Genomic DNA, 19,795 nt, shown 5'->3' with positions numbered 1-19,795 from the left:
ATCTATGTTGGAAAAATTAAAAAACACTCATTATATGTTTCATATTTCAACAGTGTTTATCATCTTTCCTATAGCGGGTGTCATCGTTGGAGAGTACCCGCTTTTAACCTTGTTGTGGACTTTACTATTTGTCCTAGCTTTCTATTCGGTTTTAGTCAGTCAAAATCGCATTGTGCAGTGGCTGGCTTGGTGGATCATGTTTGCCTACATTTTTTACAGTTCCGTCTGGCTGAATGCGAGCTTTGCTTGGTTTATCTTTTATTTATCCAATCTCCTTATTTACCAACTGGATGAGATTTCTTTTCACTCTTGGCGTTTTGTCAGTTTTATTGTCTTGCAACCGTTAATTTTGGCAGGGATTTATATGGTCGATCAAGTTAGTCCCTGGCAACTGCTCTTTTTCTTAGTGACTTTTGTCTTTTCTGATGCCTTGACTTTTGGTCTCTATCGAATTCGGATGACAGAAGAATTAAAAGAAGAAAAGAGAAAGCAAAATGCCAAACTTAATCTTTTCTTGGCTGAAAATGAACGCAGTCGTATCGGTCAGGATCTTCATGACAGTCTAGGCCATACCTTTGCCATGTTGAGTGTGAAGACGGACCTTGCCCTCCAGCTTCTTCAAATGCAGGCCTATCCTCAAGTGGAAAAAGAGTTAAAAGAAATTCATCAGATTAGTAAAGAATCCATGAATGAAGTCCGTACAATTATCGAAAATCTTAAAACCAGAACCCTTGCTTCCGAATTTGCGACTGTTAAAAAAATGCTGGAAATTGCAGGAATTGAAACAGAAATCGATCACCAACTAGATACAGCTAGCCTAACTCAGGAATTAGAATCAACTGCCTCCATGATTTTGCTTGAGTTAGTGACCAACATCATCAAACATGCCAAAGCATCCAAAGCTTACTTGAAATTAGAACGAACAGAGAAAGAACTCATTCTAACAGTGAGAGATGATGGCTGTGGCTTTGCTTCTCTAAAAGGGGATGAACTCCATACCGTTCGAGACCGTGTCCTTCCTTTTTCAGGAGAAGTAAAAGTGATCAGTCAGAAACATCCAACTGAAGTGCAGGTTCGGCTACCTTATAAGGAGAGAAACTAAGATGAAACTACTTGTTGCAGAAGATCAAAGTATGTTGCGAGATGCGATGTGCCAGTTGCTTACCTTTCAACCAGATGTAGAGTCTGTCCTACAAGCCAAGGATGGCCAAGAAGCAATCCAACTCCTAGAAAAAGAGACAGTAGATATCGCCATTCTTGACGTAGAAATGCCTGTTAAGACAGGCCTCGAAGTCTTGGAGTGGATACGAGCAGAAAAGCTAGAAACAAAGGTAGTTGTAGTAACGACCTTCAAACGCCCCGGCTATTTTGAACGTGCGGTCAAGGCTGGAGTGGATGCTTATGTCTTGAAAGAAAGAAGCATTTCAGACCTCATGCAAACCTTGCACACTGTTCTTGAAGGACGTAAGGAATATTCGCCTGAATTGATGGAAGTGGTGATGACGCACCCCAATCCGTTAACAGAGCAAGAAATCGCTGTTTTAAAGGGAATCGCTCAGGGCTTGTCTAATCAAGAAATCGCAGATCAGCTTTATCTATCAAATGGAACCGTCCGAAACTATGTCACCAATATTCTTTCGAAACTAGATGCTGGTAATCGAACAGAGGCAGCCAACATTGCAAAAGAATCTGGTTGGCTTTGATAAGAAGAGTTAAACAATTCCGAAATGACAACTTGAATCGAAGGAAATCCATACTAGAAAGGAGGAGGCAACTTGCCTCCTTTTCGGGTTTAGAAAAGCGGTGAAAGCTAGTGTCAAAGAGTTAAAAGATCAGAATAAAAATGAAAAATATCTTGACAATGAAGGAAAAATTGTGTTACAATAATAGACGGTACTTTTTACTTTTGGTCTCTCAAAAGTGTACAGGGACGTGCTGACAAATGTTGCAAAAGTACACACAGATGGTAGCTGTCACCAAGTGTATCATCACCAAAAATAAAAAAACACAGGAGAATGTAGATGCCTACAATTAACCAATTGGTTCGCAAACCGCGTAAATCAAAAGTAGAAAAATCTAAATCACCAGCTTTGAACGTTGGTTACAACAGTCATAAAAAAGTTCAAACAAATGTTTCTTCACCACAAAAACGTGGTGTTGCAACTCGTGTTGGAACAATGACACCTAAAAAACCTAACTCTGCCCTTCGTAAATTCGCTCGTGTACGTTTGAGCAACCTTATCGAAGTTACTGCCTACATCCCAGGTATCGGACACAACTTGCAAGAACACAGCGTGGTGCTTCTTCGTGGTGGACGTGTAAAAGACCTTCCAGGGGTACGTTACCATATCGTCCGTGGTGCACTTGATACTGCAGGTGTTAACGATCGTAAACAAGGCCGTTCTAAATACGGTACTAAACGTCCAAAAGCATAAGGAAAGGGGATAAAGAGAAATGAGTCGTAAAAATAGAGCTCCAAAGCGTGACGTATTGCCAGATCCGCTTTACAATTCACAACTAGTTACTCGTCTTATCAACCGCGTTATGCTTGATGGTAAACGTGGTACAGCTGCTTCAATCGTTTACGGTGCTTTTGAGCAAATCAAAGAAGCTACTGGAAACGATGCACTTGAAGTATTTGAAACAGCTATGGAAAACATCATGCCTGTACTTGAAGTACGTGCACGTCGTGTTGGTGGATCTAACTACCAAGTCCCAGTTGAAGTACGTCCAGAACGTCGTACAACCCTTGGACTTCGTTGGTTGGTAACCATCGCTCGCCTTCGTGGTGAACACACAATGCAAGATCGTCTTGCAAAAGAAATCTTGGATGCTGCAAACAACACTGGTGCAGCTGTTAAGAAACGTGAAGACACTCACCGTATGGCTGAAGCTAACCGTGCCTTCGCACACTTCCGTTGGTAAGAATAAGATACTAAGGGCGTTAAAAAAGCGACTGAAAATTAGGAAGCTTGACGCAGAATCAAAGATTCTAGGAAAGCTTATCTATTTTCCGAGCTTTTAGCCCGAGTTCAATTCCACTTGTCTACAAGTTGAAACCAACAATAGCATGAAAACATTGAGAACGGGTAGGTCCTGCCTATCCGTTTTTATTAAAATCGTGTTATAATAGAATAGAAATTAAAATAAATAGGAGAAACAAACCTCATGGCACGCGAATTTTCACTTGAAAAAACTCGTAATATCGGTATCATGGCTCACGTCGATGCCGGTAAAACAACAACTACTGAGCGTATTCTTTACTACACTGGTAAAATCCACAAAATCGGTGAAACTCACGAAGGTGCGTCACAAATGGACTGGATGGAGCAAGAGCAAGAACGTGGTATCACTATCACATCTGCTGCGACAACAGCTCAATGGAATAACCACCGCGTAAACATCATCGACACACCAGGACACGTGGACTTTACAATCGAAGTACAACGTTCTCTTCGTGTATTGGACGGTGCGGTTACTGTTCTTGACTCACAATCAGGTGTTGAGCCTCAAACTGAAACAGTTTGGCGTCAAGCAACTGAGTACGGAGTTCCACGTATCGTATTTGCCAACAAAATGGACAAAATCGGTGCTGACTTCCTTTACTCAGTAAGTACACTTCACGACCGTCTTCAAGCAAACGCACACCCAATCCAATTGCCAATCGGTGCTGAAGATGACTTCCGCGGTATCATCGACTTGATCAAGATGAAAGCTGAAATCTATACTAACGACCTTGGTACAGATATCCTTGAAGAAGATATTCCAGCTGAATACCTTGACCAAGCTCAAGAATACCGTGAAAAATTGGTTGAAGCAGTCGCTGAAACTGATGAAGACTTGATGATGAAATACCTTGAAGGTGAAGAAATCACTAACGAAGAATTGAAAGCTGCTATCCGTAAAGCAACTATCAACGTTGAATTCTTCCCAGTATTGTGTGGTTCTGCCTTCAAGAACAAGGGTGTTCAATTGATGCTTGATGCGGTTATCGATTACCTTCCAAGCCCACTTGATATCCCAGCGATCAAGGGTATCAACCCAGATACAGATGAAGAAGAAACTCGTCCAGCATCTGACGAAGAGCCATTCGCAGCTCTTGCCTTCAAGATCATGACTGACCCATTCGTAGGTCGTTTGACATTCTTCCGTGTATACTCAGGTGTTCTTCAATCAGGTTCTTACGTATTGAACACTTCTAAAGGTAAACGTGAACGTATCGGACGTATCCTTCAAATGCACGCGAACAGCCGTCAAGAAATTGACACGGTTTACTCAGGTGATATCGCTGCTGCCGTTGGTTTGAAAGATACTACAACTGGTGACTCATTGACAGATGAAAAAGCTAAAATCATCCTTGAGTCAATCAACGTTCCAGAACCAGTTATCCAATTGATGGTTGAGCCAAAATCTAAAGCTGACCAAGATAAGATGGGTATCGCCCTTCAAAAATTGGCTGAGGAAGATCCAACATTCCGCGTTGAAACAAACGTTGAAACTGGTGAAACAGTTATCTCAGGTATGGGTGAGCTTCACCTTGACGTCCTTGTTGACCGTATGCGTCGTGAGTTTAAAGTTGAAGCAAACGTAGGTGCTCCTCAAGTATCTTACCGTGAAACCTTCCGCGCTTCTACTCAAGCACGTGGATTCTTCAAACGTCAGTCTGGTGGTAAAGGTCAATTCGGTGATGTATGGATTGAATTTACTCCAAACGAAGAAGGTAAAGGATTCGAATTCGAAAACGCAATCGTCGGTGGTGTGGTTCCTCGTGAATTTATCCCAGCGGTTGAAAAAGGTTTGGTAGAATCTATGGCTAACGGTGTGCTTGCAGGTTACCCAATGGTTGACGTGAAAGCTAAGCTTTACGATGGTTCATACCACGATGTTGACTCATCTGAAACTGCCTTCAAGATCGCGGCTTCACTTGCCCTTAAAGAAGCTGCTAAATCAGCACAACCAGCTATCCTTGAACCAATGATGCTTGTAACCATCACTGTTCCAGAAGAAAACCTTGGTGATGTTATGGGACACGTAACTGCTCGTCGTGGACGTGTTGATGGTATGGAAGCACACGGTAACAGCCAAATTGTTCGTGCTTACGTTCCACTTGCTGAAATGTTCGGTTATGCAACAGTTCTTCGTTCTGCATCTCAAGGACGTGGTACCTTCATGATGGTATTTGACCACTACGAAGATGTACCTAAGTCAGTACAAGAAGAAATCATTAAGAAAAACAAAGGTGAAGACTAATCAGTCCTCACTCTAGAAGGAAGTCACTTAGTGGCTTCCTTTTTTGTCTTTAACTATTCATTTTTGCTGAATATAGTATACGAATTTAATCGCTAAGTGAAAGAGTTACTAATTTTATCCAGAAAGAAAATATTCTAATTTGATAAATTAAAGTAAATAAAGGTTCCTAATTCCGTAGAAAAGTTAATAAAAATGAGGGAAAGATTCATAAATACACTTCTAGATAGAAAATTCAGAAAATTGACTCTTTTACCTTGAAAATTTTTGAAAAAATGGTATGATAGTAACAAGCTATTTTTTTAAGAGAAGAGAAAGGGGAACAATGGAGAAAATCAGTTTAGAATCTCCTAAGACGGGGTCGGACCTAGTTTTGGGAACACTTCGGGACTTAGGGATTGATACCATTTTTGGTTATCCTGGTGGTGCGGTCTTACCTTTGTATGATGCGATATACAATTTTAAAGGTATTCGCCACATCTTGGGACGCCATGAGCAAGGTTGTTTGCACGAAGCTGAAGGATATGCCAAATCAACTGGAAAGTTGGGCGTTGCCGTCGTCACGAGTGGACCGGGAGCAACAAATGCCATTACAGGGATTGCAGATGCCATGAGCGATAGCGTTCCCCTTTTGGTCTTTACGGGCCAAGTTGCAAGAGCTGGGATTGGAAAGGATGCCTTTCAGGAGGCGGATATCGTGGGCATTACCATGCCTATTACCAAATACAATTACCAGGTCCGTGAGACAGCTGATATCCCTCGTATCATTACGGAAGCTGTCCATATCGCAACTACAGGTCGTCCAGGACCAGTTGTCATTGACTTGCCGAAGGATGTATCTGCCTTAGAGACAGATTTCATCTATTCACCAGAGGTGAATTTACCAAGTTACCAACCGACGCTTGATCCGAATGACATGCAAATCAAGAAAATCTTGAAGCAATTGTCTAAGGCTAAAAAGCCAGTCTTGTTAGCTGGTGGTGGGGTTAGCTATGCAGAAGCAGCTACAGAACTCAATGAGTTTGCAGAACGCTACCAAATTCCAGTCGTGACCAGTCTTTTAGGACAAGGTACGATTGCAACGAGTCATCCGCTCTTCCTAGGAATGGGAGGAATGCACGGTTCTTTCGCGGCCAACATTGCAATGACTGAAGCGGACTTTATGATTAGTATCGGTTGCCGTTTCGATGACCGCTTGACTGGGAATCCTAAGACCTTTGCGAAGAATGCTAAGGTTGCTCATATCGACGTTGATCCAGCTGAGATTGGCAAGATTATCAGTGCAGATATTCCTGTAGTGGGGGATGCTAAGAAAGCCTTGCAGATGCTACTGGCAGAACCAACTGTTCATAACAATACTGAAAAGTGGATTGAAAAAGTCACCAAGGACAAGAATCGTGTTCGTTCTTATGATAAGAAAGAACGTGTGGTTCAACCTCAGGCCGTTATTGAACGCATTGGTGAGTTGACGAATGGAGATGCCATTGTTGTCACTGACGTAGGGCAGCATCAAATGTGGACAGCTCAGTATTATCCTTACCAAAATGAACGTCAGTTAGTCACTTCAGGTGGTTTGGGTACCATGGGGTTCGGAGTTCCTGCAGCTATCGGAGCCAAGATTGCCAATCCAGAAAAAGAAGTCATCCTTTTTGTCGGTGATGGTGGTTTCCAAATGACCAACCAAGAGCTAGCAATCCTAAACATCTACAAGGTGCCGATTAAGGTTGTTATGTTGAATAACCACTCACTAGGAATGGTTCGTCAGTGGCAGGAATCTTTCTATGAGGGTAGAACTTCCGAGTCAGTCTTTGATACCCTTCCTGACTTCCAGCTGATGGCACAGGCTTATGGCATCAAAAACTATAAATTTGATAATCCAGAGACGATAGAGAAGGATCTAGAAGTCATTCTGGAAGATGTGCCCATGTTTATCGAGGTGGATATTTCTCGTAAGGAACAGGTCTTACCGATGGTGCCAGCTGGTAAGAGCAATCATGAGATGTTGGGGGTGAAGTTCCATGCGTAGAATGTTAACAGCAAAACTACAAAATCGTTCAGGAGTCCTCAATCGCTTTACAGGTGTCCTTTCTCGTCGTCAAGTCAATATTGAGAGTATCTCAGTTGGTGCGACAGAGAACCCCAATGTATCTCGCATCACCATCATTATTGATGTAGCATCTCATGATGAAGTAGAGCAAATCATTAAACAACTCAATCGTCAGATTGATGTGATTCGCATTCGAGATATCACAGACAAACCGCACTTGGAGCGCGAAGTTATCTTAGTGAAGATTGCAGCACCGGCTGAAAAGCGTGCGGAAATCTTGGCTATTATCCAACCCTTCCGTGCAACGGTAGTTGATGTGGCGCCAAGCTCCATCACTATTCAGATGACAGGAAATGCTGAAAAGAGTGAAGCTTTGTTACGAGTCATTCGACCATACGGCATTAAAAATATCGCTCGTACGGGTGCAACTGGATTTACCCGCGACTAATACTCTTCGAAAATCAAATTCAAACCACGTCAGCTCTATCTGCAACCTCAAAACAGTGTTTTGAGCAGCCTGCGGCTAGCTTCCTAGTTTGCTCTTTGATTTTCATTGAGTATAAAAATCCAACTTAATTTTGTAAAAGCAGCCTATAAGGCAATAAAAAATAGAAAAGAGAGAAAAACTATGGCAGTTCAAATGGAATACGAAAAAGATGTTAAAGTAGCAGCGCTTGACGGTAAAAAAATCGCCGTAATCGGTTATGGTTCACAAGGACATGCGCATGCGCAAAACTTGCGTGATTCAGGTCGTGATGTCATCATCGGTGTGCGTCCAGGTAAATCTTTTGACAAAGCAAAAGAAGATGGATTTGACACTTACACAGTAGCAGAAGCAACTAAATTGGCTGACGTTATCATGATCTTGGCACCAGATGAAATCCAACAAGAATTGTATGAAGCAGAAATCGCTCCAAACTTGGAAGCTGGAAATGCAGTTGGATTTGCCCATGGTTTCAACATCCACTTTGAATTTATCAAAGTTCCTGCAGATGTAGATGTCTTCATGTGTGCTCCTAAAGGACCAGGGCACTTGGTACGTCGTACTTACGAAGAAGGATTTGGAGTGCCAGCTCTTTATGCAGTCTACCAAGACGCTACAGGAAATGCTAAAAACATTGCCATGGACTGGTGTAAAGGTGTTGGGGCAGCTCGTGTTGGTTTGCTTGAAACAACTTACAAAGAAGAAACTGAAGAAGATTTGTTTGGTGAACAAGCCGTACTTTGTGGTGGTTTGACTGCCCTTATCGAAGCAGGTTTTGAAGTCTTGACAGAAGCAGGATACGCCCCAGAATTGGCTTACTTTGAAGTTCTTCATGAAATGAAATTGATCGTTGACTTGATCTATGAAGGTGGATTCAAGAAAATGCGTCAATCTATTTCAAACACTGCTGAATACGGTGACTATGTATCAGGTCCACGTGTGATTACTGAGCAAGTGAAAGAAAATATGAAAGCTGTTTTGGCAGATATCCAAAATGGTAAATTTGCAAATGACTTTGTGAATGACTACAAGGCTGGTCGTCCAAAATTAACTGCTTACCGTGAACAAGCAGCTAACCTTGAAATTGAAAAAGTTGGTGCAGAATTGCGTAAAGCAATGCCTTTCGTTGGTAAAAACGACGACGACGCATTCAAAATCTACAATTAATTCTTGTAAAGAGAGACAGAAGGCGAGTTGGGGGTACCTAACTCGCTTTTTATCTTAAACAGTATTTGAGGAGGAGACAATGCTAAGTGCAAAAGATGTGGTGAAAGCCCACAAAGTTTTGAGTGGTGTAGTAGTTGATACACCACTAGAATATGATCATTATTTATCAGAAAAATACCAAGCAAAGATTTATCTCAAAAAGGAGAATGCGCAACGAGTTCGCTCTTTTAAAATTCGTGGAGCCTATTATGCCATTTCTCAACTATCAAAAGAAGAACGTGAACGTGGTGTAGTCTGTGCCTCTGCGGGAAATCATGCCCAAGGTGTCGCCTATACTTGTAATGAGATGAAGATTCCTGCAACCATCTTTATGCCTATTACAACACCGCAACAAAAGATTGGGCAGGTTCGCTTTTTCGGTGGAGAGTTTGTGACAATCAAGTTGGTTGGGGATACCTTTGATGCTTCTGCTAAGGCAGCACAAGAATTTACATTAACAGAAAACCGCACCTTCATCGATCCTTTTGATGATGCGCATGTTCAGGCTGGTCAAGGGACTGTAGCCTATGAAATTCTTGAAGAAGCCCGTAAAGAGTCTATTGATTTTGATACAGTACTTGTACCAGTAGGCGGTGGCGGATTGATTGCCGGTGTTTCTACTTATATTAAGGAAACCAACCCGACTATTGAAGTGATCGGGGTAGAAGCTAATGGTGCTCGCTCTATGAAAGCTGCCTTTGAAGCTGGAGGACCAGTTAAACTCAAAGAGATTGACAAATTCGCTGATGGGATAGCCGTACAAAAGGTTGGACAATTAACCTATGAAGCAACCCGTCAGAATGTTGAAACGCTGATTGGGGTGGACGAGGGATTGATTTCCGAAACCTTGATTGATCTTTATTCCAAACAAGGTATTGTAGCGGAACCAGCAGGTGCTGCTAGTGTTGCAGCCTTGGAAGTTTTATCAGACTATATCAAAGGCAAGACGATTTGTTGTATCATTTCTGGGGGAAATAACGATATCAACCGTATGCCAGAGATGGAAGAACGTGCCTTGATTTACGATGGAATCAAGCATTACTTTGTAGTGAATTTCCCACAACGTCCAGGAGCTCTACGAGAGTTTGTAAATGACATTTTGGGGCCAAATGATGACATCACTCGTTTTGAATATATCAAACGAGCAAGCAAGGGGACAGGCCCTGTATTGATTGGGATTGCTCTTGCCAATAAGCATGATTATGCTGGATTGATTCATCGAATGGAAAAGTTTGACCCATCTTATATTAATTTGAATGGGAACGAAACGTTGTATAATATGCTAGTTTAAGCTAAAATAAAATTATTATCATATTATTTGCGTAATGGTAATGATGGTGCTATAATGAGGGTGACGAAAGGGGGAGATTCCCATGTTTTTACAAATTTTACTTGTTTTATTGTTTTTAGTGGTGATTGCATCAGTGATTATGGTTAGTTCTGTGTATGTGGTTCGACAACAATCTGTCGCTATCATAGAACGCTTTGGTAAATACCAAAAATTGAGCAATAGTGGTATTCATTTACGAGCTCCTTTTGGGATTGATAGGATTGCGGCAAGAGTTCAACTACGCTTGTTGCAAAGTGAGATTGTTGTAGAGACAAAGACGCAAGATAATGTATTTGTAACGATGAATGTGGCAACTCAGTATCGAGTAAATGAAAACAATGTCACAGATGCCTATTATAAATTGATGCGTCCAGAAGCCCAAATTAAATCCTATATTGAAGATGCTTTGCGTTCATCTGTACCAAAGCTAACCCTAGATGAGTTGTTTGAGAAGAAGGATGAAATCGCCTTAGAAGTTCAAAAACAAGTGGCTGAAGAAATGTCTACGTATGGGTATATCATTGTCAAAACGCTGATTACTAAGGTTGAACCTGATGCTGAAGTAAAACAATCAATGAATGAAATTAATGCGGCTCAACGTAAGAGAGTTGCGGCGCAAGAGCTTGCTGAAGCAGATAAGATTAAAATCGTGACCGCAGCTGAAGCAGAAGCAGAAAAAGATCGCCTACATGGTGTAGGGATTGCAGAGCAGCGTAAAGCAATTGTTGACGGACTAGCTGATTCTATCCAAGAGTTAAAGGGAGCCAATGTTGAGCTAACTGAAGAACAAATCATGTCTATCCTATTAACGAACCAGTATTTAGATACGTTGAATAATTTTGCAGACAAAGAGGGTAATAATACAATCTTCCTACCAGCAAATCCTAATGGAGTTGAGGACATAAGAACTCATATATTATCGGCTTTAAAAGCCAAATAAAAATATGCAGAATAATATAGTTACGACGAATATATGTTTTTTTATTGACAAATGAAATAAAAACGTATACAATTAAGTATTGTAAAGAATAATTTAGGAGAAGAACATGGCTAAGTCGAACTTTGAAAAAGTAGAAGCAGTTGTTGGCTGGGTTCGTGATAAGAAAATCACAGGCTACCGTATCTCTAAAGAAACGAATGCGCGTGAAATGTCTATCATTGCTCTAGCACAAGGACGCGCAAAAGTTAAAAATATTTCATTTGAAACAGCTCTTGGTTTAATCGATTTCTATGAAAAAAATCATGAAAAATTTGAAGATTAAACTGTGGTCACAGGCAGATTCCTGAATCGAGTCTGCCTTTTCTTTACAATTACAAACTAAAAAGACTGCATTCTTTATGCAGTCTTTGTTTATTAGCTGAGATAGCGTTGAAGAAATTCTTTTGTCCGTTCTTCTTTAGGGTTCGTGAAGAGGTCTTCTGGCTTGCCTTCTTCAGCAATGACGCCTTTATCCATAAAGATGACACGATGAGAGACATCGCGAGCGAACTCCATTTCGTGGGTTACGACGATCATGGTCAAGCCTTCTTGAGCTAGGTCCTGCATAATTTTGAGGACTTCGCCGACCATTTCAGGGTCAAGAGCAGATGTTGGTTCGTCGAAGAGAATGGCGTCAGGATTCATGGAGAGAGCGCGGGCGATAGCCACGCGTTGTTTTTGCCCCCCTGAGAGTTGTTTGGGTTTGGCTTGCCAGTAGCGCTCACCCATGCCGACCTTCTCAAGGTTTTCCTTGGCGATAGCTTCGGCTTCTGAGCGCTCCCGTTTGAGAACGGTTGTTTGAGCCACGATGGTATTTTCAAGGACATTTAAATTTTCAAAAAGATTGAAGGATTGAAAGACCATGCCCAACTTTTCTCTATACTGGGTCAGATCGTAACCTTTTTCAAGGACGTTTTGTCCGTGGTAGAGGATTTCTCCCTCGGTCGGTGTTTCAAGCAGGTTGATGGAGCGAAGGAAAGTGGATTTACCGCTTCCGGAACTTCCGATGATGGAAATCACCTCTCCTTTATGAACGGTCAGAGAAATGTCTTTTAGGACTTCATTTTGTCCGTAAGATTTTTTGAGGTGGTTGATTTCAAGGATTGTGTTGGTCATTATTTCAAATCCTCCGTTTGCATTTGGTTGGCACCTGTCGTGTAGGTATCCATATCCATGCGTTTTTCAATGAAGCGAAGGATACGGGTCACGGTAAAGGTGAGGACAAAGTAAATCACGGCGATGATGGTAAAGGTCTGGAAGTATTGATAGGTTTGTGTTGCTACAGTATTTCCTGAGAAATAAAGCTCAACAACTGAAATAACGTTCAAGACAGAGGTGTCCTTGATGTTGATAACAAATTCATTCCCAGTCGCAGGAAGAATGTTGCGGACAACTTGTGGGAGGACGATCTTGCGCATGGTTTGGTTGTGGGACATACCAAGCGCAGTTGCAGCTTCAAATTGCCCCTTGTCAACGGCTAAGATCCCTCCGCGAACAATTTCAGTCATGTAGGCACCCGTATTGATGGAAACGATAAAGATGGCTGCTAGCGTCCGATCAAGATTGATCCCGAAAGCTTGGGCTGTTCCATAGTAGATGACCATGGATTGAACGATCATAGGAGTTCCTCGGAAGATTTCAATGTAGACATTGAGGAACCAACCTAGAAGCTTTTGCAGGCCTGCAAGAGTCTTGTTTTCAGATTGAGGGGCGGTACGAAAGACACCGATAGCAAGACCGATGATAAGACCCGTGATGGTTCCGATAATGGAGATTAAGAGTGTGATACCAGCACCACGCAAGAGTTGTTGCCAGTTCTCAGAAAGAATCTTAGCGACTTGGCTAAAGAAACTACTTTCTTCCTCTGTTGTTGTAGACTCCACAGGTTGCTCTTTGATCATACGATCCATGAGGGCTACTTGTTCATCCTTAGAGATGGTTTCGATGCTGGCATTGATTTGGCTGATGCGACTATCATCTTTACGAAGTCCAATGGCAATAGCTGTATCTTCTTCGCCAGTTTTGAAACCTGGTTGGGGTTGGATCATTTTGAACTTAGCGTTAGCAGACTCAGCGGTCATTGCTTCAGGTCGTTCAGAAACATAGGCATCAATAACACCAGCTTCCAGAGCTTGACGCATTTGGGCGAAGTCTCCCATGGCTGTTTCTTTTTGCGCACCTGGGATTTGGTCGATTAGATCATAAAGGTAGACACCCTGTTGGGAAGTGATTTTAGCACCGCTAAAATCATTTAAAGTCTGAGCATTGGCGTAGCTGCCTTCTTTTTTGACCAAAAGAACGGGTTCACTGGTGTAGTAGCTGCTTGAAAAGGCGATTTCTTGTTTGCGCTCCGCAGTCGGACTCATCCCAGCGATGATCATGTCAATCTTACCAGAAGTAAGAGCTGGGACTAAACCTTCCCACTTGGTTTTAACGACCAAGGGTTCTTTGCCCAAATCTTGAGCGATCTTTTTAGCAATTTGAACGTCATAACCGTTGGCGTATTGATTGGTTCCCTCAATCTTGACGGCACCATTGGTGTTGTCGTCCTGGGTCCAGTTGAAGGGGGCGTAGGCTGCCTCCATCCCGATGCGTAAATATTCATCGGCTTGTGTTGGTGTCGTAAATCCTAGCATAAGAGCTAGTCCTGTAAACACTGTTAAATATAATTTCTTCATGATTTCTCCTATTTCTAGTTATCGTCAAAAAAGACTTCTCTCTATTGTATCGAAAAACACTCAGATTTTCAATACAAGTAAACCTTTACTTATAAAAAATGATATAATAGGAAAAAGAGTGAAAGGGGATGTGTTATGAAAAAAAGATGGCTACTCACTTTGGCATTTACCTATTTATTGTTTATACCCCGTTTGGTGTTTGCAGTAGACTTTGATATCTTATCCTATCAGGGTGATTTGAATATTCATGCAGATAATACTGCAATTTTTAAGGAAACAATTACCTACCGCTTTGGAGATGATTATAATGGTCAGTTAGTTGGACTCGGGAAAGCTGGGAAAATGCCGGAAGGATTTGACATTGATCCCGATCCGACCGTTCAGGTCTCTAAAAATGGAAGAATTGTTCAAAATGCTTCCTTCTATACTATGGAGGAAGAGGACGGCTACAAGGTAAAAATTTACAATGCTGGATATGCCGGAGATACTGTTCGGGTAACGGTTACCTGGAAACTAACAAACCTTCTCTTCTTATATAAGGATATCGCAGAGCTAAATTGGCAACCCTTGACAGATAGTACTGGAGATATCAAAGAGATTGAGTTTAAGGTTAGCTCTGATACCCCAGCAGAGAAACTCTATTTTCATGCAGGTCAACTCCTAAGGGACTCTAGTGTTGAAAAAGTAAATAATCTCTATCATGTCAAAATGAAAGACCTTCCTAGAAAGCGACAGATCGAATTACACGCATACTGGCCTAGAAGTGCTTTTGCAGGAGCTCCAGATCAAGGGTTAGAGGAAGAACGTTTAACCGATTTTAACCGGATTGAAAGCAATATAGCAACAGAAAAAGCGCAAAGTGAGATGTTGATGAAATGGGTATTCCCCGTCATTTTTATGAGTCTCTTACTTCTAGTTCCTATCTTCTATAGGATGTTTCGTCAGAGTACAAGCATTAAAAAGGTCTTTCCAAAAGATCATCGACTCTACGAACCACCGATGGATTTGCCTCCAATGGTTTTAGCAGAAGCAGTGTATTCAACGTCCTTAGAGGAAGTCAATCCCCTAAACAAATCAGGGTTTGGTAAATTTACTTTTGAACGTTTGATTCAGGCAACCTTGTTGGATTTAGTAGATCGAGGTCATTTATCTATTTTCCAAGGTGATGAGGAACCTTATGTGCGCATTATCAGTGAAAAGGGTTTATCCAATTTTGAGAAGGAATGTCTGCGCATGACTTTGTCAAATAAGAAAAAATTGGCTATTTCAGAGCTCTTCCCTGATTACCAAGTTTCATCTTCCCTTTACCGTGGTGCCAAAGAGTCAGATGAAAAACATATCCGAGAAACAGGCTCGCGTCTCAAACGCTCCTTTGAAGGAAGACTTCAACGCATTCAGTCTTGTGTCAAGGATAAGGTCCATGTACTTCGTATCCCAAGCTACTATCGTCCCTTGACAAGTGAGGAACGTCGCCTTGCTCTCGGGATGCGGGTCTGTTCAGCCATAACAGCTCTAGGTGGACTGCTATTCTTTTACTATAGCTGGCAAACACATGGCTTCTTTTCGATCCCATTTCTACTCTTAGGATTGACAGGATTAGGGGCTAGTTTCTGGGTTTATCTTGCCACGCGAGGAGCCTATCGCGATGGAGTTCTAACAGAGGAAGGAGCGGAGATCTTCTATCTCTGGACGAGTTTTGAAAATATGCTTCGCGACATCGCTCATCTGGATCAGGCCGAGCTAGAGAGCATCGTCCTTTGGAACCGTCTACTGGTCTATGCGACTCTCTTTGGTTATGCCAAGAAGGTGAGCAAGTTAATGAAAGTCCGTCATATTCAGCTTGAAAATCCAGATTTGAATCTTTATGTAGCCTATGGTTGGCACTCACAGTTCTACACCTCAACTGCACAAATCAAGCAATATACTGCTGTCGCAAATACAGCTAGCAATTACTCGGTATCTTCTGGAAGTGGTTCTTCAGGTGGAGGATTCTCAGGAGGAGGAGGCGGTGGTAGCATCGGTGCCTTCTAAAAAATCTATCGCAACATCCGAAATTATGCTATAATAGAGGACAGAAAAAGGAGTAATGTATGTATTTTATTGAAATTTTGAAGTCAATCTTTTTTGGGATTGTTGAAGGAATTACAGAATGGTTGCCCATTTCAAGTACTGGCCACTTGATCTTGGTTGAAGAATTTGTCCAATACAAGGACCAAAATGAAGCCTTCATGTCTATGTTTAATGTTGTCATTCAGCTTGGTGCCATTTTAGCAGTTATGGTCATTTACTTTAACAAGCTCAATCCCTTCAAACCTGGTAAAACTAAGGTCGAAGTTCGTAGGACTTGGCAATTGTGGTCAAAAGTCTTGGTTGCGACCTTGCCTTTGCTATTGGTTTTTAAACTAGATGATTGGTTTGATGCCAACTTCCATAACATGGTTTCAGTTGCAATCATGTTGATTATCTATGGTGTTGCCTTTATCTACCTTGAAAAACGAAATAAGGCGCAAGCCATTGAACCAACAGTAACAGAGCTTGACAAGCTGCCTTATAAAACAGCCCTTTACATTGGGCTCTTCCAAGTCCTCGCCCTCTTCCCGGGAACGAGCCGTTCAGGTGCGACTATCGTTGGTGGTTTGTTGAATGGAACAAGCCGCTCAGTCGTAACAGAGTTTACCTTTTATCTCGGAATTCCTGTTATGTTCGGAGCCAGTGCTTTAAAGATTTTTAAATTTATTAAAGCAGGTCAACTCTTGAGTTTTGGACAACTGTTCTTGCTCTTGGTAGCTATGGGTGTTGCCTTCGCGGTCAGTATGGTTGCCATTCGTTTCTTGACCAGCTATGTGAAGAAGCACGACTTTACACTCTTTGGTAAATACCGTATCGTACTCGGTAGTGTCTTGTTGCTCTATAGTTTTGTGCGTTTATTTGTATAAGTTGAAAATAGAATAAAATAGGATGGTTCGCCAAAAAACATTCGGGGAACTATCCTATTTTTTTATAATCGTTTAGTTTATTTTTTATTACCTTATTATGTCACCTTGCTCTACGTTTGCCCACGGCTTTAAAAGTAAACGAAAAGATTGTATTTAATTTGATTGACTTAAAATTTCTTGGATCAAAGATTCATCAAAAATATCTAATCCAATGGATTGAAGCATAAATTGTAAAAAATAGATACGATCAACAATTTTTTCGGAAGAATTTTCAAAAATACTCTCTTCTACCCAAAAGTTAGTCAAAAGCAAGATTGTCTCAGCTGCTTCATTAGGGAAGGGGATAGGTTGGATAGACTGATCTTCTATTCCTTTTTTTATAATATCTGCAATAAGGGGAGTTCCTATACGCAGATTGTAACGAATAATAGTCAGCATGAACTCCGCATCAAGAGGCGTGTGATTCAACATTTCGTAGTTCGTTTTCTGACTTTTTAAACTAAACTGAAAGATTTCTTTGAGCTGTTCTCTTCCAGTTAAATGACTGGTGGATTCAAGCCAGTCTACCAATTCCTTTTCCATCAATTGATAACGCTGTTTTAAAACTGCAAAAAGAATTTCATCTTTTGATTGAAAATGGTGATAAATGGCTCCTTTTGAAATGCCAGCTGTTTGTGCTATGTTTTGTACACTTGTTTTTTCATAGCCGTTGTGAATAAAAAGCTGTGAAGCTGTTGATAAAATTTTTTCAATCATTGCTTGAGATTTTTCTGTTTTTGCGACCATTGAGTTCCTTCTCTCTATTTTATTAAATTTATTTTATCAAAAAAAGAAGAAAAGGTACTCGTTGAGCACTCTAATAAGACTCCTTCCTTAAGAAAATCACTCTACCTTTTTAATTTTGCTTCTATACGTTTGATGTGATACAAGTTTGAGAGAACTGTAATCCCACCAATGGTCATTATTCCTAAACCATTCCAAGGACTAAACAAAGTAGTGATGAGGCCACCAGTGAGTGTAGCATACCCACATTTCACTCCCAAACGAGAATGTCGGATACCGCTCTCTCCTTGTGTTAATCTGTAAAGCTGTTCTTTTTGTAGCTTTTTTTGCTTTTTAATGGCTTCGTGATGGCGTATTTGTTGTTGACGTACTCGTTGATTTTGTTTTGCAATAGAATCGATTGTTTTTTCTAGCATAGTTTTTTTCATGTTAAGTCCTTTCTTTCAAAAACCGACCGGACGGTATTTTTTATATTTTCTAGTTTAACAAATAAAAATGAAGGTGTCAACACCTACCACTTATGAGAAAAAGTGTTTTTTACTAGGAACTATTTGAAATCTGTCTCATATTTTTAGTTTGAAGTGTTGGAGTTAATACTTGATTAAAACCAACTGCTCCTTTTCATTAATAAACTGTCAAAAAATATTGTAGTCCAAGTATATGCGTGGGAATGTTACTTGAAAATTATAGTATATATCCTAGTACAAATGCGGTAGGACATCAAACTAAACTATATTTCTCAAAAGCATCAGTTTTCTAGTAAAAGAGAGAGGGAATAAGAGGAAGAGGCTTTCTTGAATTAGGAATTTTTAGAGTCTATAATGTGAATAATACTGATACAGCCTGCCAAATGCTGGTCAGCAATTTAAGATTGTACATCTGACTGTTTTAGTGGTTAGCTACCACGCTCTAAGAATTATTTTTAAAACAGAATGAGGCTGAAACACTTTTGTTTCAACCTCATTTGATTTAAATCAATGAATCCCCTCAAGGATTTAAAATCCTGTTACTGTGACTCCTAGTAAACGGATGCCTTTTTCTTTTTCAGCTAGTTCTTCGTAGAGTTGAAGGGCGATTTGAGAAATCTGACTAGCGTCCTGTGTTGCTTGTGGGAGGCTTTTTCGTCTAGTTAGAGTAGAGAAATCAGCATATCGTATTTTTAGGATAATGATTTTTCCAGCTTTGTCCTGCGTGCTGAGATTGAGAGCTACTTTTTCAGAGAGGAGAGTCAGCTCTTTTTTAATGTCTTCTTCTACTTGTAGGATCTTTCCATAGGTTTTTTCCTTGCCAATGGACTTGCGAATACGATTGGCCTTGACCGGTGAATTATGAATACCCCTAGCCTTTCGATAAAGATCAAAACCGAGTCTGCCAAACCGATCGATTAAAGTGACTTCAGAAACGTCCAATAAGTCTGCACCGGTATAAATGCCCATTTCATGAAGGCGTTCAACTGTTTTTTTGCCCACGCCATGAAATTTAGCAATGTCCATTTGTTTGAGGAAGTCTTGGGCTTGATCTGGGAGAATCACTGTCAAACCATGTGGCTTTTGATAGTCACTAGCCATTTTAGCTAAAAATTTGTTATAAGAAACACCAGCAGAAGCTGTCAGGTGTAGCTCCTGCCAGATATCCTGTTGGATGAGGCGGGCTATTTTGACGGCAGACTTGATACCGAGTTTATTTTCCGTCACATCTAAGTAAGCCTCGTCAATGCTCATAGGTTCAATCAAATCTGTATAGCGTTTAAAAATAGCTCGAATCTCAAGTCCCACAGTCTTGTATTTTTCATAATTTCCTGAGATAAAGATAGCTTGGGGACAGCGCTCATAAGCTTCTTTAGAACTCATGGCTGAATGAACACCAAAAGCTCGTGCTTCGTAGCTACAGGTAGAAACGACACCTCGACCACCTGTTTGTCTGGGGTCGCTCCCAATGATGACAGGTTTGCCCTTTAACTTAGGATTATCTCTGATTTCCACCGAAGCAAAAAAGGCATCCATGTCGATATGGATGATTTTTCTGGACAGATCATTTATCAATGGAAATATGAGCATTCCAATCCCTTTCTAGTGTCATTTTCTATTTATTATACCCTTTTTTCT

At 41.0% G+C, this 19,795-nt stretch carries 18 protein-coding genes; 13 read left to right on the top strand and 5 right to left on the bottom strand.

All coding sequences use genetic code 11. The annotated features are described in order from the left end of the window. The first annotated feature begins 4 nt into the window (after positions 1-4). The 11 genes from SORDD15_RS07165 to SORDD15_RS07115 all read left to right on the top strand — a co-directional run bounded on the left by SORDD15_RS07165 (position 5) and on the right by SORDD15_RS07115 (position 11,576). The gene (locus SORDD15_RS07165; protein ID WP_061415952.1) at positions 5-1,102 is read left to right on the top strand and encodes a sensor histidine kinase; all 1,098 of its coding nucleotides are present in this window, start codon (positions 5-7) and stop codon (positions 1,100-1,102) included. Between the two features lies 1 nt (position 1,103). Beyond that, the gene (locus SORDD15_RS07160; RefSeq protein ID WP_061415950.1) at positions 1,104-1,703 is read left to right on the top strand and encodes a response regulator transcription factor; all 600 of its coding nucleotides are present in this window, start codon (positions 1,104-1,106) and stop codon (positions 1,701-1,703) included. 318 nt (positions 1,704-2,021) lie between these two features. Further along, positions 2,022-2,435, top strand: coding sequence for a 30S ribosomal protein S12 (gene rpsL / locus SORDD15_RS07155; protein ID WP_001142332.1), 414 nt, complete (start codon positions 2,022-2,024; stop codon positions 2,433-2,435). A 19-nt stretch (positions 2,436-2,454) separates the two neighbouring features. Continuing rightward, a complete protein-coding gene (gene rpsG / locus SORDD15_RS07150; protein WP_000087873.1) occupies positions 2,455-2,925 on the top strand; it encodes a 30S ribosomal protein S7 in 471 nt (156 codons plus the stop codon). A gap of 243 nt (positions 2,926-3,168) precedes the next feature. After that, on the top strand, positions 3,169-5,250 hold the full coding sequence (gene fusA / locus SORDD15_RS07145; RefSeq protein ID WP_000090339.1) for an elongation factor G: 2,082 nt from the start codon (positions 3,169-3,171) through the stop codon (positions 5,248-5,250). Positions 5,251-5,572: 322 nt separating this feature from the next. Next, positions 5,573-7,273 (top strand): acetolactate synthase large subunit, encoded by a 1,701-nt coding sequence (locus SORDD15_RS07140; protein ID WP_061415948.1) that lies wholly within the window; start codon positions 5,573-5,575, stop codon positions 7,271-7,273. Next, complete coding sequence (gene ilvN, locus SORDD15_RS07135) at positions 7,266-7,742, top strand: acetolactate synthase small subunit (RefSeq protein ID WP_061415946.1); 477 nt, start codon at positions 7,266-7,268, stop codon at positions 7,740-7,742. The genes SORDD15_RS07140 and ilvN overlap by 8 nt, the downstream gene beginning before the upstream one ends. Before the next feature lie 180 nt (positions 7,743-7,922). Next, the gene (ilvC, locus tag SORDD15_RS07130; protein WP_000290683.1) at positions 7,923-8,945 is read left to right on the top strand and encodes a ketol-acid reductoisomerase; all 1,023 of its coding nucleotides are present in this window, start codon (positions 7,923-7,925) and stop codon (positions 8,943-8,945) included. A 79-nt stretch (positions 8,946-9,024) separates the two neighbouring features. Beyond that, positions 9,025-10,275, top strand: a complete 1,251-nt coding sequence (gene ilvA, locus SORDD15_RS07125) for a threonine ammonia-lyase IlvA (RefSeq protein ID WP_061415944.1) — start codon at positions 9,025-9,027, stop codon at positions 10,273-10,275. Positions 10,276-10,357: 82 nt separating this feature from the next. Beyond that, positions 10,358-11,254, top strand: coding sequence for an SPFH domain-containing protein (locus SORDD15_RS07120; protein ID WP_000479681.1), 897 nt, complete (start codon positions 10,358-10,360; stop codon positions 11,252-11,254). Between the two features lie 106 nt (positions 11,255-11,360). Continuing rightward, positions 11,361-11,576, top strand: coding sequence for a capsule biosynthesis transcriptional regulator (locus SORDD15_RS07115; RefSeq protein ID WP_001130031.1), 216 nt, complete (start codon positions 11,361-11,363; stop codon positions 11,574-11,576). Between the two features lie 92 nt (positions 11,577-11,668). Here SORDD15_RS07115 and SORDD15_RS07110 read toward each other — a convergent pair whose 3' ends face one another. Beyond that, positions 11,669-12,409 carry an amino acid ABC transporter ATP-binding protein gene (locus SORDD15_RS07110; protein WP_061415942.1) on the bottom strand — a complete coding sequence of 247 codons (741 nt, stop codon included), beginning with the start codon at positions 12,407-12,409 and terminating at the stop codon, positions 11,669-11,671. Continuing rightward, complete coding sequence (locus SORDD15_RS07105; RefSeq protein ID WP_061415940.1) at positions 12,409-13,971, bottom strand: ABC transporter substrate-binding protein/permease; 1,563 nt, start codon at positions 13,969-13,971, stop codon at positions 12,409-12,411. Before SORDD15_RS07105 ends, SORDD15_RS07110 begins: the two co-directional genes overlap by 1 nt. 135 nt (positions 13,972-14,106) lie before the next feature. Between SORDD15_RS07105 and SORDD15_RS07100 the strand changes: the two genes are divergently transcribed. Then, positions 14,107-16,002, top strand: coding sequence for a DUF2207 domain-containing protein (locus SORDD15_RS07100; protein ID WP_061415938.1), 1,896 nt, complete (start codon positions 14,107-14,109; stop codon positions 16,000-16,002). A 59-nt stretch (positions 16,003-16,061) separates the two neighbouring features. Beyond that, complete coding sequence (locus tag SORDD15_RS07095; RefSeq protein WP_000273572.1) at positions 16,062-16,907, top strand: undecaprenyl-diphosphate phosphatase; 846 nt, start codon at positions 16,062-16,064, stop codon at positions 16,905-16,907. 153 nt (positions 16,908-17,060) lie between these two features. Here the strand turns inward: SORDD15_RS07095 and SORDD15_RS07090 are convergent, their stop codons facing one another. The 3 genes from SORDD15_RS07090 to dinB all read right to left on the bottom strand — a co-directional run bounded on the left by SORDD15_RS07090 (position 17,061) and on the right by dinB (position 19,747). Beyond that, the gene (locus tag SORDD15_RS07090) at positions 17,061-17,693 is read right to left on the bottom strand and encodes a TetR/AcrR family transcriptional regulator (RefSeq protein WP_061415936.1); all 633 of its coding nucleotides are present in this window, start codon (positions 17,691-17,693) and stop codon (positions 17,061-17,063) included. Positions 17,694-17,794: 101 nt separating this feature from the next. Beyond that, positions 17,795-18,118 (bottom strand): hypothetical protein, encoded by a 324-nt coding sequence (locus SORDD15_RS07085; protein WP_061415932.1) that lies wholly within the window; start codon positions 18,116-18,118, stop codon positions 17,795-17,797. A 567-nt stretch (positions 18,119-18,685) separates the two neighbouring features. After that, the gene (gene dinB, locus SORDD15_RS07080) at positions 18,686-19,747 is read right to left on the bottom strand and encodes a DNA polymerase IV (protein WP_061415930.1); all 1,062 of its coding nucleotides are present in this window, start codon (positions 19,745-19,747) and stop codon (positions 18,686-18,688) included. Between the last annotated feature and the right edge of the window lie 48 nt (positions 19,748-19,795).

The sequence above is a fragment of the Streptococcus oralis genome, from assembly GCF_001578935.1.
Taxonomy (GTDB): domain Bacteria; phylum Bacillota; class Bacilli; order Lactobacillales; family Streptococcaceae; genus Streptococcus; species Streptococcus oralis_R.
The sequence above is the reverse complement of the archived record's forward strand: the minus strand, read 5'-3'. Positions and strand labels throughout refer to the sequence as shown.

Excerpts from the sequence above, each read along its gene's own strand:
- SORDD15_RS07165 (WP_061415952.1), top strand. The coding sequence starts at position 5 with ATGTTGGAAAAATTAAAAAACACTCATTATATGTTTCATATTTCAACA.
- SORDD15_RS07160 (WP_061415950.1), top strand. The coding sequence starts at position 1,104 with ATGAAACTACTTGTTGCAGAAGATCAAAGTATGTTGCGAGATGCGATG.
- rpsL (WP_001142332.1), top strand. The coding sequence starts at position 2,022 with ATGCCTACAATTAACCAATTGGTTCGCAAACCGCGTAAATCAAAAGTA.
- rpsG (WP_000087873.1), top strand. The coding sequence starts at position 2,455 with ATGAGTCGTAAAAATAGAGCTCCAAAGCGTGACGTATTGCCAGATCCG.
- fusA (WP_000090339.1), top strand. The coding sequence starts at position 3,169 with ATGGCACGCGAATTTTCACTTGAAAAAACTCGTAATATCGGTATCATG.
- SORDD15_RS07140 (WP_061415948.1), top strand. The coding sequence starts at position 5,573 with ATGGAGAAAATCAGTTTAGAATCTCCTAAGACGGGGTCGGACCTAGTT.
- ilvN (WP_061415946.1), top strand. The coding sequence starts at position 7,266 with ATGCGTAGAATGTTAACAGCAAAACTACAAAATCGTTCAGGAGTCCTC.
- ilvC (WP_000290683.1), top strand. The coding sequence starts at position 7,923 with ATGGCAGTTCAAATGGAATACGAAAAAGATGTTAAAGTAGCAGCGCTT.
- ilvA (WP_061415944.1), top strand. The coding sequence starts at position 9,025 with ATGCTAAGTGCAAAAGATGTGGTGAAAGCCCACAAAGTTTTGAGTGGT.
- SORDD15_RS07120 (WP_000479681.1), top strand. The coding sequence starts at position 10,358 with ATGTTTTTACAAATTTTACTTGTTTTATTGTTTTTAGTGGTGATTGCA.
- SORDD15_RS07115 (WP_001130031.1), top strand. The coding sequence starts at position 11,361 with ATGGCTAAGTCGAACTTTGAAAAAGTAGAAGCAGTTGTTGGCTGGGTT.
- SORDD15_RS07110 (WP_061415942.1), bottom strand. The coding sequence starts at position 12,409 with ATGACCAACACAATCCTTGAAATCAACCACCTCAAAAAATCTTACGGA.
- SORDD15_RS07105 (WP_061415940.1), bottom strand. The coding sequence starts at position 13,971 with ATGAAGAAATTATATTTAACAGTGTTTACAGGACTAGCTCTTATGCTA.
- SORDD15_RS07100 (WP_061415938.1), top strand. The coding sequence starts at position 14,107 with ATGAAAAAAAGATGGCTACTCACTTTGGCATTTACCTATTTATTGTTT.
- SORDD15_RS07095 (WP_000273572.1), top strand. The coding sequence starts at position 16,062 with ATGTATTTTATTGAAATTTTGAAGTCAATCTTTTTTGGGATTGTTGAA.
- SORDD15_RS07090 (WP_061415936.1), bottom strand. The coding sequence starts at position 17,693 with ATGGTCGCAAAAACAGAAAAATCTCAAGCAATGATTGAAAAAATTTTA.
- SORDD15_RS07085 (WP_061415932.1), bottom strand. The coding sequence starts at position 18,118 with ATGAAAAAAACTATGCTAGAAAAAACAATCGATTCTATTGCAAAACAA.
- dinB (WP_061415930.1), bottom strand. The coding sequence starts at position 19,747 with ATGCTCATATTTCCATTGATAAATGATCTGTCCAGAAAAATCATCCAT.